This window comes from Campylobacter sp. RM16190 (assembly GCF_012978835.1).
Classification (GTDB): Bacteria; Campylobacterota; Campylobacteria; order Campylobacterales; family Campylobacteraceae; genus Campylobacter_A.
In genome coordinates this window covers 49,005-68,019 of record NZ_LIWS01000004.1, presented here as the reverse complement: position 1 = coordinate 68,019, position 19,015 = coordinate 49,005, and the positions used below count along the sequence as shown (strand labels likewise).

23 protein-coding genes are annotated in these 19,015 nt (G+C 34.4%); 10 read left to right on the top strand and 13 right to left on the bottom strand.

What is annotated here, in order from left to right:
- Positions 1-10 precede the first annotated feature (10 nt).
- The 6 genes from ribE to CDOM16190_RS05585 all read right to left on the bottom strand — a co-directional run bounded on the left by ribE (position 11) and on the right by CDOM16190_RS05585 (position 4,786).
- Complete coding sequence (gene ribE, locus CDOM16190_RS05610; protein WP_170019260.1) at positions 11-619, bottom strand: riboflavin synthase; 609 nt, start codon at positions 617-619, stop codon at positions 11-13.
- 65 nt (positions 620-684) lie between these two features.
- Positions 685-1,860 (bottom strand): hypothetical protein, encoded by a 1,176-nt coding sequence (locus tag CDOM16190_RS05605; protein WP_170019259.1) that lies wholly within the window; start codon positions 1,858-1,860, stop codon positions 685-687.
- Positions 1,860-2,249, bottom strand: coding sequence for a disulfide bond formation protein B (locus CDOM16190_RS05600; RefSeq protein ID WP_170019258.1), 390 nt, complete (start codon positions 2,247-2,249; stop codon positions 1,860-1,862). The genes CDOM16190_RS05605 and CDOM16190_RS05600 overlap by 1 nt, the downstream gene beginning before the upstream one ends.
- A 9-nt stretch (positions 2,250-2,258) precedes the next feature.
- On the bottom strand, positions 2,259-2,426 hold the full coding sequence (locus CDOM16190_RS05595) for a dihydroneopterin aldolase (RefSeq protein WP_169972802.1): 168 nt from the start codon (positions 2,424-2,426) through the stop codon (positions 2,259-2,261).
- Positions 2,427-2,489: 63 nt separating this feature from the next.
- Positions 2,490-4,121, bottom strand: a complete 1,632-nt coding sequence (locus tag CDOM16190_RS10910; RefSeq protein WP_170019257.1) for a sensor histidine kinase — start codon at positions 4,119-4,121, stop codon at positions 2,490-2,492.
- Positions 4,118-4,786, bottom strand: a complete 669-nt coding sequence (locus tag CDOM16190_RS05585) for a response regulator transcription factor (RefSeq protein ID WP_170019256.1) — start codon at positions 4,784-4,786, stop codon at positions 4,118-4,120. The genes CDOM16190_RS10910 and CDOM16190_RS05585 overlap by 4 nt, the downstream gene beginning before the upstream one ends.
- Positions 4,787-4,929: 143 nt before the next feature.
- On the opposite strand from CDOM16190_RS05585, the gene mnmG reads away from it, so the two are divergent.
- From mnmG to CDOM16190_RS05570, 3 genes are all read left to right on the top strand, one after another.
- On the top strand, positions 4,930-6,822 hold the full coding sequence (gene mnmG / locus CDOM16190_RS05580; protein ID WP_170019255.1) for a tRNA uridine-5-carboxymethylaminomethyl(34) synthesis enzyme MnmG: 1,893 nt from the start codon (positions 4,930-4,932) through the stop codon (positions 6,820-6,822).
- Positions 6,823-6,852: 30 nt separating this feature from the next.
- A complete protein-coding gene (locus CDOM16190_RS05575) occupies positions 6,853-7,899 on the top strand; it encodes a hypothetical protein (RefSeq protein WP_170019254.1) in 1,047 nt (348 codons plus the stop codon).
- A gap of 167 nt (positions 7,900-8,066) precedes the next feature.
- Positions 8,067-8,546 (top strand): Tn7-like element transposition protein TnsE, encoded by a 480-nt coding sequence (locus CDOM16190_RS05570; protein WP_170019253.1) that lies wholly within the window; start codon positions 8,067-8,069, stop codon positions 8,544-8,546.
- A gap of 32 nt (positions 8,547-8,578) precedes the next feature.
- Here the strand turns inward: CDOM16190_RS05570 and CDOM16190_RS05565 are convergent, their stop codons facing one another.
- The 7 genes from CDOM16190_RS05565 to CDOM16190_RS10700 all read right to left on the bottom strand — a co-directional run bounded on the left by CDOM16190_RS05565 (position 8,579) and on the right by CDOM16190_RS10700 (position 14,445).
- Entirely contained in the window at positions 8,579-9,745 is a 1,167-nt protein-coding gene (locus tag CDOM16190_RS05565; RefSeq protein ID WP_170019252.1) for a TniQ family protein, read from the bottom strand.
- Between the two features lies 1 nt (position 9,746).
- On the bottom strand, positions 9,747-10,616 hold the full coding sequence (locus tag CDOM16190_RS05560; RefSeq protein WP_170019251.1) for a TniB family NTP-binding protein: 870 nt from the start codon (positions 10,614-10,616) through the stop codon (positions 9,747-9,749).
- Positions 10,617-11,969 (bottom strand): TnsB C-terminal domain-containing protein, encoded by a 1,353-nt coding sequence (locus CDOM16190_RS05555; RefSeq protein ID WP_170019250.1) that lies wholly within the window; start codon positions 11,967-11,969, stop codon positions 10,617-10,619.
- A gap of 233 nt (positions 11,970-12,202) precedes the next feature.
- On the bottom strand, positions 12,203-12,499 hold the full coding sequence (locus CDOM16190_RS05550) for a hypothetical protein (protein WP_170019249.1): 297 nt from the start codon (positions 12,497-12,499) through the stop codon (positions 12,203-12,205).
- Positions 12,496-13,167 carry a TnsA endonuclease N-terminal domain-containing protein gene (locus tag CDOM16190_RS05545; protein WP_170019248.1) on the bottom strand — a complete coding sequence of 224 codons (672 nt, stop codon included), beginning with the start codon at positions 13,165-13,167 and terminating at the stop codon, positions 12,496-12,498. The genes CDOM16190_RS05550 and CDOM16190_RS05545 overlap by 4 nt, the downstream gene beginning before the upstream one ends.
- Before the next feature lie 163 nt (positions 13,168-13,330).
- Entirely contained in the window at positions 13,331-14,212 is an 882-nt protein-coding gene (locus CDOM16190_RS05540) for a cbb3-type cytochrome c oxidase subunit I (RefSeq protein ID WP_349644379.1), read from the bottom strand.
- 2 nt (positions 14,213-14,214) lie between these two features.
- On the bottom strand, positions 14,215-14,445 hold the full coding sequence (locus CDOM16190_RS10700) for a hypothetical protein (protein WP_249934121.1): 231 nt from the start codon (positions 14,443-14,445) through the stop codon (positions 14,215-14,217).
- 355 nt (positions 14,446-14,800) lie between these two features.
- Here CDOM16190_RS10700 and CDOM16190_RS10845 point away from each other — a divergent pair, with 355 nt between their 5' ends.
- From CDOM16190_RS10845 to CDOM16190_RS05510, 7 genes are all read left to right on the top strand, one after another.
- On the top strand, positions 14,801-14,932 hold the full coding sequence (locus tag CDOM16190_RS10845; protein ID WP_283956941.1) for a hypothetical protein: 132 nt from the start codon (positions 14,801-14,803) through the stop codon (positions 14,930-14,932).
- The gene (locus CDOM16190_RS05535; protein ID WP_170019247.1) at positions 14,923-15,234 is read left to right on the top strand and encodes a hypothetical protein; all 312 of its coding nucleotides are present in this window, start codon (positions 14,923-14,925) and stop codon (positions 15,232-15,234) included. Before CDOM16190_RS10845 ends, CDOM16190_RS05535 begins: the two co-directional genes overlap by 10 nt.
- Positions 15,235-15,310: 76 nt before the next feature.
- Positions 15,311-15,652: a helix-turn-helix domain-containing protein gene (locus tag CDOM16190_RS05530; RefSeq protein WP_170019246.1), complete on the top strand. Its 342-nt coding sequence runs from the start codon at positions 15,311-15,313 to the stop codon at positions 15,650-15,652.
- 106 nt (positions 15,653-15,758) lie between these two features.
- Positions 15,759-16,262 carry a ubiquinol-cytochrome c reductase iron-sulfur subunit gene (gene petA, locus CDOM16190_RS05525; protein ID WP_170019245.1) on the top strand — a complete coding sequence of 168 codons (504 nt, stop codon included), beginning with the start codon at positions 15,759-15,761 and terminating at the stop codon, positions 16,260-16,262.
- Positions 16,263-16,271: 9 nt separating this feature from the next.
- Entirely contained in the window at positions 16,272-17,537 is a 1,266-nt protein-coding gene (locus tag CDOM16190_RS05520; protein ID WP_170019244.1) for a cytochrome b, read from the top strand.
- Complete coding sequence (locus CDOM16190_RS05515; protein ID WP_170019243.1) at positions 17,534-18,562, top strand: c-type cytochrome; 1,029 nt, start codon at positions 17,534-17,536, stop codon at positions 18,560-18,562. The genes CDOM16190_RS05520 and CDOM16190_RS05515 overlap by 4 nt, the downstream gene beginning before the upstream one ends.
- Positions 18,563-18,684: 122 nt before the next feature.
- A complete protein-coding gene (locus CDOM16190_RS05510) occupies positions 18,685-19,014 on the top strand; it encodes a YnfA family protein (protein ID WP_349644378.1) in 330 nt (109 codons plus the stop codon).
- Position 19,015: the final 1 nt, after the last annotated feature.

The window sequence follows — 19,015 nt, the reverse complement described above, 5'->3', positions numbered from 1 at the left end:
TTAAACAGCTCTAATAAAGACTTGCGATATGATCTATCTCTTCCCAGCTCATCTGCTTTTTAAAACCAAGCTGGTGAGCCACGTAGCGCGCTAAAAGATCGCTTTCGACATTTACTCTTCGTCCTATTTTAAACTCGCTAAAAAGGCTCTCGCGAAACGTTATAGGGATGATCGTTAGTCGCACTCCGTTTGGCGTAACCTCATTTATCGTAAGGCTTACTCCATCCACGCAGATACTGCCCTTGTTTGCCATTAAGTGCATGATATCTCGCGGCAAATTTATATAAAAATCCACTCCGTTTTCATGCCTAACTATCTTTGAAATTTCGCCCAGCACATCGATATGACCTTGCACCAAATGCCCGTCAACCCTATCGCCAAGCCTCATGGCAGGCTCCATATGAACTCGTCCTTTTAAATTTTCAATCGCTATAACGGCTCTGGTTTCCGCACTTAGCTCCACACTAAAGCCGTCATTAAAAAGCTCTATCACGCTTAAGCAAGCGCCATTTACCGCGATACTATCGCCTAAATTTGGTCTATGTTTCGCCTTTAGTCTAAGCTTGTTTTGAGAGTAGCCAACAACGTCGGCTATCTCGCGAATAAGTCCGTTAAACATATTTCAGTCCTTAAAATTTCAAGGATTTTACTAAAATTCTACTCACAAACAAGTTAAATCAAATTTCAAAACGGCTTTTCTATTTCATATAATAAATTCTTTCCGTTTTCAAAACCAAGCACATATAGTTTATCTTTACTTACTGCAAGTGAATGAGGCTCTTTCATAAGCGGCATCTCATACACATCTTTAACCTCAAAGCTGTTTTTATCGATACTTAAAAGTGTGCTATACTCTCTACTATAAGCTAGAATTCTATCGCCATCAACAGCAGCACCCACAACGTAATAGTCTTTTAAATTTCTTTTTTCTTTAAGCTTTAAATCCTTAGAAGGTTTGATATAAGCTTCAGAGCTCATCTTTCTTTCGCTTATAAGAAATTTGCTGACAACGACATTTTTAACAACTCTATTTGCGGCACTTACTGTATACATAAATTTCTCATCGGACCCAAAAGCCAAAGCGTAAGCTTGTTTAGCCCTTATCGTGGTTAAAAAAGGTCTTCCGTCTTTGGTGTATCTATCCACATTCTTTTCAAAAAAGCTTCCGTAATCTCCGCTTGTCTCTAAAAACGTTCTATACTGAATAACTTCATCCATAGGCTTTTCAAGCTTTCTTAAACCGTAAGCCGTCTTGTTTTGCCCGATTACTAGCAAATTTTCGCCAGTAAAAGCAGTTGCCGTAGTGTGTCCTAAATTCCAGCTATTTTGATAATCAACTACTGCAAATTTGCTAGCCGTATTTAGATCTTTTGTAAAATAACTTCCGCCATAGTGCGAAGTAAAGGCGAATTCTTCATTTTTATTATCGTAAGATACGGCGGCTATCATATCGCCTTTATTCATCTTAATACCAATCTCTTTAACGGATAAAATTTGAAGCTTTTTAGCTTCTTCAAAAGCTCCGCTTGCAAAGTTTTCGTTAAATTTCTTAGTATTAAAAATACCGTGTATATAAGGCTTTTCAGGATAATCCTTTTTTATACTAAAGCTCTTTAATCTATCCCAAATGTAAGTCTCCCAAGTCTTGCTTATCATAGGCAAATTCAGACTCATTCTATCGTTTGGCGCTTTGCCTCCGTATGGAGGAATTCCGTGGGTAAAAAACGCTTGAGCACCGTTTGAAATAACAAGAGCAAAAGAGATGTAAAATACAATTTTGCCAAATTTGCTAAAAGGCTTAATAACGCTTCTTTGCCCGGTAAAATCAGCATTTAACTCTTCGCTTCTTTTTATAAACATTAAAAAAGCGACATCACTATAACTACAGCCCAATAAACTATTGCAGCCCAAGTATAGGTTCTAATACCCATAATCTCAGCCCCAAGACCCATATCTACATCAAGCTGAACGAAATTTCCAAGATGTCTTAAGCCCATATGGATACCAAAAGCCGCAAGTAAAAATACCGATATAACGTATTTTAGTCTTGGTCCGTATCTAAGCATAAAAAAGCCTAGAAGTCCCACTAAAATCATACCCATACGCTCCCACCAACAAAGCGCGCAAGGGCTTTCTCTTACGACATATCCGAGCCAAACATTAGCTATTCCGACAGGAATAACCAAAATAAGCATGATCGCCGTAGCCATTACTAGATTGAAATTCTTTTCGTTTAGACAACTATTCATCATATCCTCCTAGTAGTTTCCGTTGCCAAAGATGGAGCCAAAAGTGGTAACAAACCACATTCCTACAAGGATAAAAGTAGCCGCCCCAAACATACCAAAAGCAAGTTTCTCTCGCTCAGGCTTAAACATTAGCAGATACATGCAAATAGTAATAATAACAAGTGTTAAAAACTCCACTACGTCCTCCTTGAAATCAAATTTCAAAAATTATAATTGGAATCAGGGAGAAAATAGGGAGATTTAAGAGGTTTTAGACAAAATTATCTCAAATATTGCACCGCCGTCTAAATTTATCGCAGTTAAAGTGCCACCAAATCGCTCTTCTATAATTGTTTTACTCATATAAAGTCCTATTCCGGTGCCTATTTTATTGTCTTTAGTGCTAAAATAAGGCCCATAAATTTTATCTATCGGTTCAACCTTAATGCCTCCTGCGTTATCTTTTACACTCACTTTTACAAATTTTTCATCTTCATAAATGCTAATAGTTATAATTCCATCTACCACGCTATTTTGCAAGATAGCATCCTTGGCGTTAGTGATAAGATTTAAGACTACTTGAGAAAACTCCCCGGCATAGCCTAAAATTTCAAAATTTGACCTATACTCTCTTTTGATATCTATTGACTTTGAGCTTAAAAGCGCACTTACAAGATTTATAGTCTTATCGCACTCTTCTTTGATACTAAAAACTCTTTTTTCACTCTCTTTTGCAAAAAATAGCTTAAAATCAGTGATTGTTTTTGACATAAAATCAATTATCTGTGAAGACTTACTCAAATTTTCTCTCAAATCCTCTCTTTTAATCTCGCTCACGTCATTCATAAGATCAAGCTTTGTGATGATTGCAGAAAGTGCGCTTAGAGGCTGCTTCCACTGATGAGAGATATTTGAGAGCATCTCACCCATACTTGCTAAGCGGTTTTGATGTATCATAACCCGCTCTTTTTGTATGATCTGCTCGGTTTGGGTTTTTACCTCGTTTTTTAAATTTTCATTTGCAAAGGCTAAACTGCGCTCGCTTATCTCAAGCCTTTTAATCAAAACGTTAAAAGCGTAATTAAGTATCAAAAAAGCACTCACAAACATAATAAACCCAACGCCAACAGTTACGTAAAAAGCCTTTTTTATATCTTTATTTAGTGCTGACATATCCTCAAAAACTACGATATATCCGCTTTTGCTATCCAAAAAATCTATATTAAATTTATGCATCAAAGTAAGTTTATCTTCAAACATATATAAATTTTCAAAAGATAAAAACGGATTTGACACTCTATCAAGTATGCCTATTTTAGCCTTCTTAAAACTATTAAGCTCGGAATCAAGAACAAATTTAGCCTTGGTATAACCCTCTTTTTCGATAAGATCCAAAAAATGCTTTGCATCAAAAATAAAAACAATATATCCGTCTTCGTTTTTCGTAGAACTTATAAATAAAACCTCATCTTTATATAGATAAAATCCGTCATTCCATCCCTTTATCATAGGCAAATTTATACTATCATTCATCTTTGTTATGAGTTTAAAATTATTATCAAAAAACACCATCTGTTTTAGAAAAATATTCTCTTTGGACAAAATTTTATACCTACCCAAACTAAGCATGTAAAGCTCATTTGAAAGAGAATTTCTCAAAGCATGCCTAACTCCTGTAGAGTTAAAATTCGCTTCGGCTCTATTATGTAAAAACTCATTAAGGCTAGATATGTTGCGCTTGATTAGATTTTGAAGTCTAAAATTTGTAGTTTGTATGTTATTTTGACTTATGCTCTTCATGTTTTCATAACGAAGATATGAAAATACCGATAAAAACATCATAAAAATAACCAAAACAACGCTTAGTGTTTTAATTTTTATAGATAGCTTCACTTAAGTATATACCCTAGCCCGAAAGAGTTTTCAAGAGCTAGAAATTCACATTTTTTCCTTAGCTCTTTAATTATAGCTTTTAAGCTGTCTTTGCTACCCTTATCATACTCATAAACCACATTTAAAATTTCATCAAATTGACAAACTCTGCCTCTATTTTCAAGCATAAATTTAAGAAGTAAAAACTCCTTTTTAGTAAGTTTTATATCAGAATTTTGCTTGCTTTGTATATGCATATTTTCAAGCGATAGAGTATAAATTTCATCTATTTTTATATCTTTTAAAGTAAATTTTTTAGCACAACTTTCAAGCATGGAGATGAAATTTTGTTTGTTAAAAGGCTTTACTAAAAATTTTGTTATATTTAGCTCTACAGCCCTTAAAAGCGTACTTTTATCATCAAAAGCGGTAAGCATAACGGCAACGGTATCTTTATCTTTTTTTCTTATAGCTTTAAGCGCTTCAAGCCCATCTAAAATAGGCATAGACACATCAAGCAAAAGCATGTCTGGAGTTTTTTCTTCATAAATTTCTAAAACCTCTTTTCCGTTTTTTGCATAAAAAACCTCTTTAAAAAACATATTCAAAAGAACTATAACCTCGTTTGCGACACTTGGCTCATCTTCTGCATATAAAACGCTTTTTGATTTTAAAATTTCTAGCACTAAATTTAACTCCAAAAATTTGACAGATATTAAAAAACTAATAAATTTTTATAAAATTATAACTAAAATTTTATACAATCTTAATCAGCTGTCCTTTATAAGTTTTTAGTTAAAATCCCCTTTATTTTTAAAAGGCAAATTTAGTGGATAATTATGATGTAGTCGTGATCGGCGGCGGTCATGCGGGCATTGAAGCTTGCACGGCGGCTGCAAAAATGGGTAAAAAAACACTTCTTATAACAATTCTAGCAGAGCAAATCGGTGCAGCAAGCTGTAATCCCGCAATCGGAGGACTAGCAAAAGGTCATCTCGTAAAAGAGATAGACGCACTTGGCGGAGCTATGGGGCTTGCAACGGACGCTACAGGAATTCAGTTTCGCGTGCTAAATGAGAGCAAGGGTCCTGCGGTTCGCGGTTCAAGAGCGCAAATTGATATGGATAGATATAGAGTCTATATGCGAAATTTGCTTTTAAACACTCCAAATTTGGAAATTTCTCAAGAGATAGCAACTGAAATTTTAACTCAAAACGGCGAAATAACAGGCGTAAAAACACATCTTGAAAATACGTATGGAGCCAAAAAGCTCATCATTACTACGGGAACTTTTTTAAACGGGCTTATTCACGTTGGATTTAACAAGCTTAAAGCAGGACGCGTTGGCGAGCTAAGCTCTACGAATTTAAGCTCAAGCCTTGCAAATTTAGGGCTTAAAATGGGCAGGCTAAAAACGGGAACTTGTCCAAGGATAGATGCCAAGACGATTGATTTTAGCGTGCTTGAAAAGCAAGGCGGAGATGAAAATCCAAAGCCGTTTAGCTTTAGAACAGAAAATTTTAACCCCACCCAACTGCCTTGCTACATCGCTTACACAAACGACATCACGCACGAAACTATCCGCTCAAATTTTGATAAAGCACCTCTTTTTACGGGACAGATCGAAGGCGTTGGACCAAGATACTGCCCAAGCATAGAGGATAAGATAAATCGCTTTGCCGATAAAGAGCGCCACCATCTTTTCATCGAGCCTCAAACTCTTGAAGCGACTGAATACTACATCAACGGCTTTTCAACGAGCCTTCCTTACGAGGTGCAAGTTAAGATGCTGCGCTCGGTAAAAGGCTTTGAAAAGGCTCGCATAGTTCGCCACGGATATGCTATCGAGTACGACTACGTCGAGCCTACCGAGCTAAAACACAGTTTAGAAACCAAAAAGATAAAAGGGCTTTACCTAGCAGGCCAGATAAACGGCACGACAGGATACGAAGAAGCGGGTGCACAAGGGCTCATGGCAGGCATAAATGCGGTTTTAAGTATCGATGAAAAAGAGCCTTTAGTCTTGCGCCGAGATGAAGCGTATATCGGCGTGATGATAGATGATCTGGTCACAAAAGGCACAAAAGAGCCTTATAGAATGTTTACCAGCAGAGCAGAATACCGCTTGCTTTTGCGCGAAGATAACGCGATTTTAAGACTTGGTTCATACGGACGCGAGCTTGGGCTAATAGATGCAAAAACCTACGAAAAAATAGAAAGCATAAGAGCAAATTTAGCTAAAGGGCTTGAAATTTTAGAAAGTCGCGAGTTAACTCCGTCAAAAGAGAATTTAGCTATGCTTGCAAGCTTAAATGAAGATATCATCAGCGAAAAAATCACACTTCAAAAGATAGTCGCCAGAAAGAGCTTTAACGAAGAAAAACTGCGCAAACTGGATGAATTCTTTGAAAATTTAGACGAAGCTAGCTTGGAGCAAATTTTAATCGAATGCAAATACAAGCACTACATAAACGAACAAAAAAACCAAATCGATAAAATGAAAGATATGATGAGCGTCAAAATTCCTGAAGACTTTAGCTTCCGCGGTATCAGCGGACTTAGCAACGAGGTGGTAGAAAAACTTGAAAAATTTGCGCCGCCTACGCTATTTGCAGCAAGTGAAATTTCGGGCATTACACCTGCTGCGATTGATATTTTACACATTTATATTAAGCAATTTTGTCAAAGTCAAAATAAAATGAGAATAGGAAATAAAAATTGATAATATATACAATAAAAAATGAGAATGGAAATGAGGAGAAACAAAACCACTAGGAATATAATCCCGGAATTTATGGCAAAAAATCCTAAAGATATTTTTGAAATTCTACTCCCAATAAGACTAATGCTTAATAGTGATGATTATGCAAATAATAAATTCAAGGTTATAATAAAAAACTATGAAAAAAATTATACTTTTAGCTACAATCTTTCTCCGGAGCTACTTTTTACTCATTTTCCTGTCAGGAAGTATTTCTTGAATGGGTGCAAAACAACAGAAATAATTAATAATGAGATACAAAGATTTAACTTTAATATCAATACTTATATGATAAATAAAGATAACACATTTAAATTAGAAGAACTGATAGAAGAAAGTGAAATTTTTTATCTTTTTGATAAATTATTAAATCCATATCTAAAATACGCTAAACAAATATATTGCTATTATATTTGTTTTGACAATTTCAATGTAATAATCCCGCACTATGCGGTTGCAATATACTATTATTTCAGATTTACTAGTTTAAGAGAGGCTGTATTTAGAGATCAACTAGACAATCTGCATCAAGGAGCATATATTGAAAACAATAAGGCTACAATTATACTAAAGCAGAAAAAATCAGACGAAGATGCAGCTCATATACATCGCTTTGTATGCCAAGAGTATTCCAAGAAATGTTTTGAGGACATCAGTGCCTACATACAATCCTATCTCAATTATATGAAAAATAAAACAGTGAAAAACATGCCAATAAAAGCAAAATTTCCTATTATGGATGAATTTAGAATTGAATCTAGGGCATCACTCATTAATGATAAGCATGGCAAGCTTACTTATTTCATACATGAAATTACTAATGATTATTCAAGTCTCGGATTCACAAAACTTCTTAAAATAATTCAAAAAGATAATATTATAAAAAGTATGAAAGATTTTTCGTCATTACCCACTGTAAAGTCCATGATGCTACATGACACAACAGAGATACTTAAAGAAGCGCCAGCGACTCGTGCATATTTTTATAACAAATTTATAAAGACAAAAATTTTTCTTGTGGAAGCTTATGCGGCATAGAAGTAAAAGAAAAAGAAGAAACTATTGATAGCATAATAAAAATATTACAGATAAAAGAATACGCTTTAAACAATACGCCAATAGATCAAAGCACTACCGAATCGCAGATTAAAGGCGTAAGCACAATAAGAAAAGTTGTGCTCGGCACAAAACTAAAAGAATATATCATGAAGAAAATTGACGACGAACGCATTAAAAATTTTGAAGCATTCAATAAGTATATTGATTTTTTAAAAACCGAATGCAACATAGAAGGTTTAGTCAAAAATAATGTTCAAAAGCTACCACAAATCATAGACCAAAAAACCGGAAAAGTTAAACCAAAATGCAAACTAAATCAAAGAGAAAAAGAATACATTACAGCAACTTTTAAGTACAATAATTTACATATAGGGTTACTGGATATTGAAAATAGGGAAAATTCATCGGCAAGTACTTGGGTGATTATTTCAAACAATCCAGTAACACAAAATACTTTTGATTTTTTTATAAATTTATATTTTATAGATGATATGACAATAGAAAATATAAAAAATATATATAAGAATACTCCTTTAAAATTTGTAACAAAAAATCATGAACACACAAAAGATCTATCAAAAAGAGATTTAATTAGATGGGCAAGTGGACTATTAAGCAAGGTATGAAACTAGATATTGCTTATCTATAAATTATTAAACTATATTATTTGTTTATAAATTCTTACGAATTGCCTATGTACAGTATAGTGGCATCCAATAACATCAGCTACATTTTTTTGATTTACAATCTTATCAATACTTCTTAGATATCTAATCGCAGACACAACTTCGTTTTCACTTATTAATCTGCCTATCTTATTTTGTGGCGGTATAAGACTACCTACTATTTCTTTATACCAGAATGGAATATCATTAAAACCATGTATAAATTCTCTATAGGTTAATTTATTTTGTTTTATGAAATTTAACAAATTATTAGGGTAGTTTTGAAAAAGATAATACACCATCGCGGTCAATACGAAATCTTTTTGTATTGACAAAGTCTTTTTAGAGTTATACAAATTAAGTTTGTTGCAAATTATTTTATACTCATCTAATAAAGGAAAAAAATCAAGCACTAAAAGTCTTATGTTGTTTAGCATGCAACACAGTTTGGTAAAAATCTGAAATACAAAAAGTGAATTAATTTTTTGTTTATCAATAATAAAATAACCCCTATCAAGTCCCATTTGAAACCATCGGATGGCCTTTAACCCATATTCAAAATTACTATATATAGGCATAGTAGTAGTTAAACGTAAATCTCTATTGCATTTGCTGCAAAAACAAATTTCTTGAAAACGATTTATCTTATCCAATCTAATTTCTTGATAGCAACTCCAGCATCTATCAGTGAGAAATACTTTATGCTTAGTGCAGGCATTATAAAAATAATATCTCCAATACTTTCTATAGTAAGGAACTGTATCCTCAGATAAGCATTTTGGACAAAACATTAGCCCATGATGAGTGCGCTTGTCTTTTAACTTTCTAATCTGCTTGGGCGGATAAAGACAATTATTGCAAGAAAACAGATGCCCTTCTTCACTTCTAAGAGACATTTTTAAAACATTTTGTTTGTCTAAACCACTCTTTAAAGATATATAGTCAAATAGCTTTTCATCATATAAAAAATCTATATCTGTCCTACTAACCAAACTTCCATCTTTTTTGATAAACAATGTAAAAAATGAAGAAAGCTTTTGAAAATGCTTACTCGCCATGCGAGTAAGCCATGAACTCAATAATTCATCTTTAAGAGGATGCGGAACAACTAAAAAGAAATAATCCTCAACCCAATTATTGGCCCTTCTTTGCTTATTCATGTCATAGCTTAGGCAAATACTCTATATCAGAGACTATAATTTTTTCTCTCTTTGATTTTATTGATTTTACGGCAGCTTTTTTAAGCAAATTAACCGTTTTGCCAATCAATCCTTCTGACTTATGAAATAATACACTTATAATCTCCGCATCGTCTGCCATATTGGAAGCCTCTTTTAAAGGCAAACATCTTTCGTAAGTTGCTATAAATGAACGAAATTTTTTGTCATTACTCCATCTTGGTAATTCTATCGCAGGAAATCTGGATTCAGTTTCTGATCCTATAGATAATGCAGAATAAGCCTCTTTTGTTCCGGCTAAAACTATTGTTAGTGACAAATTATTGCTTAGCTGCTTTAAATCATTAATAAAAGTACGTTGTTTGTTTAAATTTCCCGTTAAAGCACTATGAATTTCATCAATTAAAATCATCCTAGTATTAAGTTTTTTAAGATGCCTTTCTACTAATTTTGACTTTTCTATAATTTTTTCAGTTAGCTTATGTGGCACAAATAACTCATTTAAAATAAGAGAATATAACCTACCTTCATCTGGCATGGTTGGAGCTTGAAAATATATAATCGGTATTTCATATATACACTCCTTATCATATTTCACATAGTCCAAATTAGCATTATGCAAACGATACATCTTTTTTAAAATAGCTGTTTTTCCATTGTTAGAATCGCCATAAACCAAAAGCCCCTCATGCCTCATTTGAGGTGGATCTGAAAATTTATCCTCAAGCAATTCTATTAATTTATTGGCAGCAGGATATGCTATCCAATGATCCTGCTTACAATAACTAATTCTTTCTTCGTCACTTTTTGATAAAAATTCAAAAGCTTCTGAAGTTAAATTTCTGCTATTCATTTATTCAACCGAATATATTTCATATCCATTACCGCCATCATTCTTCTCATTATTCAATTTTAATGCATCATTTTCTTCTTTATAGTCAATTCTTTCTTTATCTATTTTAAGTGTTTTTTCTTGATGTTTTTTTGAATTATGTTTTCTTTTAATTGATTTTTTCTGATACATGGCATCTAAAGTATACTGATGCAATCTATTATAAGCTTCAAATATATCATAAGATTCTAGCTCTCTTCCGGTTATTATACGCCTTGCTTCCGCTATAGAAGCTCTTAGTTCCGATAAGTTCATCTTTGGCTTTCTTATATCGGCATACGGAATAGCAATGTAATCATTTATATCTTCATCATAAATATAAATTTTACTCACATCTCTTGGATCTCTTTTGCAAACAACTCTATTATTTAAGTCCGGTTTTAATTTTTTATATTGGCTTGGTATAATCCATTTTCTAAGGTATTCACTAAAGTAAGTAATGTAATCAATAGTAATACCATTTTTTTGCACAGCTCTTCTTATTTCTGGCAACAATGCCATTCTAAGTTTCAATGTATCGGCAGGAACTGTAGGCAAAAATGGAATTGATTTATCTTCTCCTACTCCTAATAAACCTTGATAAAATTTCTCTTTAGGCGTCATGCCTAATGAACTATGTTCTGTACAATGGTAGACATTTACTACAAAATCCAAATACCACTTTTCAAGCTCATGCATAGTCATTACAGCTTGTTCCTCAGAATTATAGTTACCTTTATCAGCAGTGTTAGAAAAAGTTGCTCCAGGTATTTCATGTATTTTTTTCATACATGTTCCGATTACTCTTTCTACTGCTCCCCCAAATTCAGGCCTAGCTACAGGACGATATATATCTTCAATTCTATATTCTTCACAAAATTTATGCAGACTTATACTTCTAAAATCCTTGCCGTTATCCATATGTATTTTACGAGGAAGTCCATAAACTGGCCACTCTCCTTGAATGCCATAACGCTGCATCAAATCATCTTTGGGCAAAATAGCATTGAGTAGACACTGTCCGACACTAAAATATCCCGGAGCCTCTAGGCTAATATAAAACCCATATATCATCCTGCTAAACACATCAATAGCTACAGTAATATAAGGTCTTCCTATACTCTTTCTTGTATCTTCATCAACAATCATAACATCCATCTTTGTATGATCAATTTGAATAATATCCAAAGGCATTCTTACTTCCGGAAAACGATTTGGCATTCCCCTAGTCTCTCTAACTGTTATCCCTTTTCTATGCTTGGCAATTATCTTTGGATTGACGGCGTTGATTCGATTACGTATTGTGTTTTTAGTAGGAATTTTAAAACCTGCCATACTACACTTCTCTACAATCTTATTGTATATACTTGTCAGAGGATATCGTTGTTTATTTAAATACATCTCCTCTATTACTTTTTCAATGATTACATCTACTGAATCATCTAGCCTGCTTTTGCCTTTTCCTCCGCAATACTCTCTTCTAGTTATTAAAGACGATAAAGTGCCATAATCTTCATAAAGACTAATCCATCTATATATAGTAGATATTCCCTTTTTATATTTTTTAGCTATTTTTCTACATCTTTTGCTGTTCTATTTTCAAGCTTCAGCAATGGCTCAATAATTTTATACTTTTTCAACACTAAATCAAACTCTTCATCTTTGATTTGAGATAATGTTTTGTCAAGCCGTTTAATATTTCTAGGATCTCGTATAAGTTCATTTACCTTTACTAGCCTCTGATCAAAAGGATTTGTACTTTTTTTAAGTATAACTTCATCAAAATTCGTATAGGCCTTAATATAATATTCCACTTCTTCATAGAAAATCTTTGTGCCGATTTCAAAACTTATAACATTGCTCATTGCGTTATCTCCAAATATGAATTCATAGTCAGTTTTTCTATATCCAAGCAAGCTTTTATCTTTTTTTGAACTACTAGCATCCATATAAAATTTGAAACAATGGGATAATCAATTAGATTTGAAGTAATCTTTTTTACCAAGTCAAATGCAGTTAATTTCTTATAATATTTCAAAGCAGAAATTATTTCGTCTTCAAACTCAACTTCAATAGGATTTAATTTATATCTGTATAAAAAATCTATATTTTCCAAATATGTCAAATTTAATGATTTTTCAGTAAACAAATCAAACTCTAAATCATATTCATGCGCAAACTTTCTTGTAGCTTCGAATTTATCTTCAAAATATGATTTTCTTCTATCAATCTCATTAGTATATTTAACTTCGATCAAAGAGTCTTTGAGACCTAATTTTTGATCTCTTACAATATAGCAATCTAAACTATAAGTCATGTTTCTGTTATTGAAGTGTATTTTTATTTGTGGTTGCTCATAATACGATATAACATTATCATCAAATTCTAAATACAAAAAATGATGCTTTTCTAATAATGATTCAAAACCAATAGACTTATTATTTTTTACACTTGGAAAATGTCCAGTAACTGAACGATAATTTTTTTTAATTTTTCGTTGAGGAAATGTAATATAGTCTCTTGTCATAATCATTTTGAATCTAAAAACTTAATTAACATTATCATACAAGAAATATACTTAAGCATTTATTTTATAATTATTCTTCGTATTACTATTTTTTAGTTACTAAAACAATATAACAATAAATATCGAAATTTAACTACACCGACCCCTATTTTAGAGGTCGGTTATAATCTTAAGCCTTAAGCGAAGGCTTGCCGAATATAAATTTACAAATTTGTATAAAGAAGCAAATTCCGCCCACTATAAATATCGTGTCGCCTATCATCCTTATCCATCTTAGCATTTGCAGGTGTTCGCTTTGCAAAAATTCAGCACTTCTTGCATACCACATACCCACTTCAAGACTTGCTACGGCTTGATAAATTCCTATAGGCAAAAGCGAGGTTAAAATCATGAGTATAAGTCCCCAGTTTAGCGACCAAAATCCAACCTTCATAAGAGTATCGTTAAACTCTTTATCCTTATAAATATAAATAGTAGCTAGCCAAATAAAGCCAAGCGCTAAAAATCCATAGACGCCAAATAGCGCCGCATGCGCGTGAACAGGAGTTGTATTTAATCCTTGGATATAAAATAAAGCTATCGGAGGATTTATCAAAAATCCAAATACCCCCGCACCTAGCATATTCCAAAACGCAACGGCGATAAAGCAGTAAAGCGGCCATTTAAGCGTCTTTGCCCATGTTTGAGCAAACTGCATCCTATAGTGCTGAAACGCTTCATATCCAAGTAGCACTAAAGGCACTACCTCAAGAGCTGAAAAGCTGGCTCCAACCGCCATTATAGGTGTCGTGGTTCCTGAAAAGTATAAGTGGTGAAAGGTGCCAGGAATTCCTCCTATCATAAATATACTCGCACTTGCAAGAGTAGCAAACGTAGCCATTTTCTTTGAAGCAAGCCCAAGGCTAACAAAGACAAAAGCTAGCGAAGCCGTAGCAAATACCTCGAAAAATCCTTCAACCCAAAGATGAACTACCCACCAGCGCCAGTACTCCATAACAGGAATCGGGCTTCTTTGACCGTAAAATAACCCCGCTCCGTAAAACAGCCCCACGGCTATGGCTGAAGCTGCAAATATAGCGAGTAAATTTTATCTCCACCGGCTTTAAATCCGCCTACAAAGCCGCGAAGCAAAAGCACCATCCATACAACAAGCTCCACGAAGAGAATTATCTGCCAAATTCTTCCAAGCTCTATAAATTCATACCTTTGATGCCCAAGCCAAAAGCTTAAATTTATAGGCATTATGTTTGTGATAGCTAGATATTGCCCCGCAAAACTTCCCACAACTATTCCACTTGCGTTAAATATCGATAAATTTGAGGTCAAGTTAGTTATATTTTCTAAATTTATTTATCTGCTTATCATCTAAATCATTTCCGCTTAAAATTCCGATAGATAAAGGAACATCTATAGCTATTTCATCAGTTTTTTGTTCGGTTATGGTTACCTCGTCAAGTTTTAGACTATCAGCCCCATAGCAACTTACGCAAACAGCAATGCTTAATATTAAACTATATTTTTATCACAATAAGCCCTTTAAGTAAAAAAATTATCAAATAGTAGTATAATCATTTTGAGTTTTGGTATCAATAATATTTTTGTACTCAAAGAATTTATTTTTACGATTTTAGGAATTTTTGTGAAAAAAATTAAAGTGGATGAAATTTTTCAAAAACTGCATCGTTATGATGGTGGAGACATTGACGAAAAAGAGATGAGGATATCTACAAAAAGAGTCCAAATCAATGATGATATGGATTTTTGGATATAAAATTTAGTTTTAAAAACGATACTAAAATCATAAACGATCTTTATCCCGTTAATAGATTTTTTATAAATTTTACTATTGAAGGAGGGGCTACTTTAAAAACGTTTAATTCAAAAATAAAATATTGCAATAATTTAACTACCATATCAACCGCAAACAATCTACTGGCAGATTTACAAGCCGAACAAGGGAAAAATAATATAAATGCAGGAATTTTTATAAGCAACAACTTTATAAAAAATAATTTTTCAGATATTATAAACCCTTTTGAAAACAAAGTTTTACAACAGTCAAAAACCAATTAGAGAGTAAGGTTTTGGAGCAATACATAATGAATTTATTAGCCTTAAGAAATATAAAAAACAAAATAATCATGTCATCTTGAGTGAATCTAACAAAGCAGCAATAATAAAAGCAAAAGAAATTTTAGCATCCAATATCCAAAATCCACCTAGTATAAAAGAGCTTGCAAGAAAGATCAAACTAAATGAATTTAAGTTAAAATTTGGTTTTAAAAAGCTATTTAATCAAACTCCTTATGAATTTTTACATAAAGAAAGGATAAAACACGCCTTTAATTTAGCAAAAAATTCGGAAATGAATATATCGGAAATATCAGCAGCCGTAGGATTTAAAAATCAAGGTTATTTCGCCAAAGCTTTCAAGAGGCACTATAATATTTCGCCAAAAGATATAATGAAAACAAGAGAATATTATTACTAATAAACCATTTAATATAACTTAAAATTTTATATTTTTAGCCAATAAAATGAGATTTTAAACTTTACAAAGATATAATAGTTAAAAATTATTATAAGAAAGGAAACTAATGTCCGTAAAACAAGACAGACGGAATTTTATCGGATTGGCATTCGGTGCGGTTGCTGCCGTAGGCGGTGCTTTTTCGCTTGTAGCCGTCAAAAAAACTTGGGATCCGCTTCCAAGCGTAAAAGCGGCAGGATTTACTACCGTAGATCTTAGTCCTATGAAAGACGGTGAAATGCGCCAAATCGAATGGCGTAAAAAACCTATCTTTATTCTAAAAAAAGATGCAAATATGCCTGCTAACGACAAAAGAGACGTAGTAGTCGGGGATTCAAGATATATAGTAGCTATAGCACTTTGCACCCATCTTGGCTGTATTCCTGAGTGGAGAGCAAGCAAGCAAGTCTTTATCTGCGCCTGTCACGCGGGAGAATTTAACGTAGACGGTATCAATACCTTCGGTCCTCCTCCAAGACCTCTTGATATACCGCCGTTTAAGATAGACGGGACCAAGCTAGTACTTGGCGAAACGGGTCCTGAGTATGAAAAACTTGTAGCTCAGGCATAGGAGGAAAATATGTCACAAATTCGTAAATCAACGGGGATAATAGACTGGCTGGATCAAAGAATAGCGCTTAATAAAATGATGAAAGTGCTAGTTAGCGAGTACTGGATACCGAAAAACATAAATTTCTTGTGGGCTATGGGCGTTATCCTTACGACGCTTTTTGTATTGCTTTTGATAACGGGCTTTTTGCTTATGATGTATTATAAACCTGATATAAATTTAGCCTTTGACAGCGTAAACTACACTATCATGAAAGAGGTTGAGTACGGCTGGCTATGGCGACATATACACGCAGTTGCCGCATCTGTGATCTTTTTGATCATATACATTCACACATTTACTGCGATTTATTACGGCTCGTATAAAAAAGGCAGAGAGCTTATCTGGGTAAGCGGTATGCTGCTTTTCATACTATTTTCGGCTGAAGCTTTTAGCGGATATATGCTTCCATGGGGTCAAATGAGCTACTGGGCGGCGATGGTTATCACAAACTTATTTGGCGGAATTCCTGTGATAGGAGATGCGGTAGTTGAGTGGATCAGAGGCGACTATGCGGTTAGCGACTCAACCCTAACACGCTTTTTCATGCTTCACGTATGCTTGCTTCCGCTTGTTTTAATAGCTGTTATCGCACTTCACTTCTATACGCTTAGAATTCCTCACGTAAACAATGAAACAGGCGAGGAAATAGACTTTGACATAGAAGCTGAAAAATATCTAAAAGGCGACAAGGCAAACGCGAAGGTTATACCTTTCTGGCCGGGATTTTTAGCAAAAGACTTCATGTATATCGGATTTTTCATGATCTTTTTCTTCTATCTTGTGTGCTTTCACTTCAACTTCGCGATGGATCCGATCAACTTTGAGCCGGGCAACCCGCTTAAAACTCCACCGCACATCTATCCTGAGTGGTATTTCTTGTGGCAGTATGAAATTTTACGCGGATTTTTCTTTGATATATTTGGCTTCTCTGCTTACAATATCGGTCTTATCGCGTTTGCATTTGCGGGTATCGCGCTATTTTTCATGCCGATATACGATAGAAGCGATGTTGTTGCTCCTGCGCACGAGAGAAAGGGCTTTTTCGTATGGTTCTGGCTACTAGTGATTGACATGATAGTTCTTACGATATTTGGAAAGCTTCCTGCAGACGGAGTTACAATGGGAATTTCAAATTCATGGATAGGATTTTACTCAACGATTACATTCTTTATCTTGCTTCTTGTGGTACTGCCTATCATAACTACGCTTGAAAAGAAAAGAGGTGGCAAATGAGAGAGCTAAAAATTCTTATGGTTGTTGTTGTTCTATCGTTGATAACATACTGGGGCATCGAGCCTTACGCTCACTCTATCATGCACCCTAAGGTAGATCCTGTTAATTACAACTTTGCCGAGGGCGACGTAAAGCAAGCTGAAGTAGTAGCTAGCAAAAGAGAGGCTGATTTAGAGAGCGCAAAAAAGCTTGGAGAAGCAGCTAAGATAAAAAATGCGGAAAAAGACCTGCAAGAGGCGAAAGACTCTCTTGAAGAGTATAAAACTTTCTGGGCTGAAATAGGTGCTATAGACTTCAAAAAAGGCAACGCACAAAAAGGTGCAGAGGTGTTTATGAACGCAGGCTGTGCGGGTTGTCACGGACTTGAGGTTGCAGGCATGCCTGCTCCTATGGATAATGCAAGTGCAAGCGAAGCTTATAAGGTAGTTCCGCCTGATCTAAGCACTGCGGGATATCTATATGATGACGCTTTCCTTGCAGCGGTCATAAAAAATCCAAACATAGCGCTAAAACTAAAGCATAAATTTAATGACGAAAATCCTTACCCGATGCCTGCATTTTTCGGAGCGGGCGGTGAAGACATAAACCAAGAACTTGCCGATATGGTAGCTTATCTTAAGTCAGTTGCACCAAAAGAAGTAAGTGATGAGAAAGTATTTGCAGACTCTTGCCAAAGATGTCACGACATGAAATACGAAAAACAATACGTCTTTACAAACCGCGCGAATTTAGCCGAATACATGGGGTCAAACCCACCTGATCTATCTATGATGATACGCTCAAAGGGTGCTGATTATTTGCATAAATTTATCAACGACACACAAAAAATGCTTTCTGGCACAGCTATGCCAAGAGTCGGTCTAAACAAAAAAGCCGAAGAGCAAGTCGTAGCTTATATGCAAAAAGCGGGCGATGAGAAAAAAGCCGAAAGAGAGAGTTTGGGAATTTACATAATGATATACTTCCTAATCTTTGGAATCTTTGGCTGGCTATGGAAACGCAAAGTTTGGAGCGAGCTTCACTAAAATTTAAGAGCCTATTTTAGGCTCTTTTCTCTTTTTAAATCAACTTCATTATATGATTTTAACTATCAAAATTTATCCAAATTTCTGATATAATTCGCCCAAATTTTAGACAAAGGCAACCCGTGATAACAAACATCTATCTATTTTTAGCCGCATCGTTTTTTGAAATTTTTGGCTGCTTTTCATTTTGGCTATATTTTAGACTTGCTAAATCTCCTGCTTGGCTTGGAGCAGGACTAATCTCACTCATACTGTTTGCTTACATCCTAACCAAAATCGACCTTGAAGCCGCAGGTAGAATTTACGCCATATACGGCGGCATCTATATACTATCTTCGTTTTTGTGGATGATATTTGTGGAAAAGGAGATGATGAACAAATTTGACATCATAGGACTAGCCTTTGTGATCTTTGGAGTGGGAATTATATATTTTGGCAACAAGCTAGCTTGAG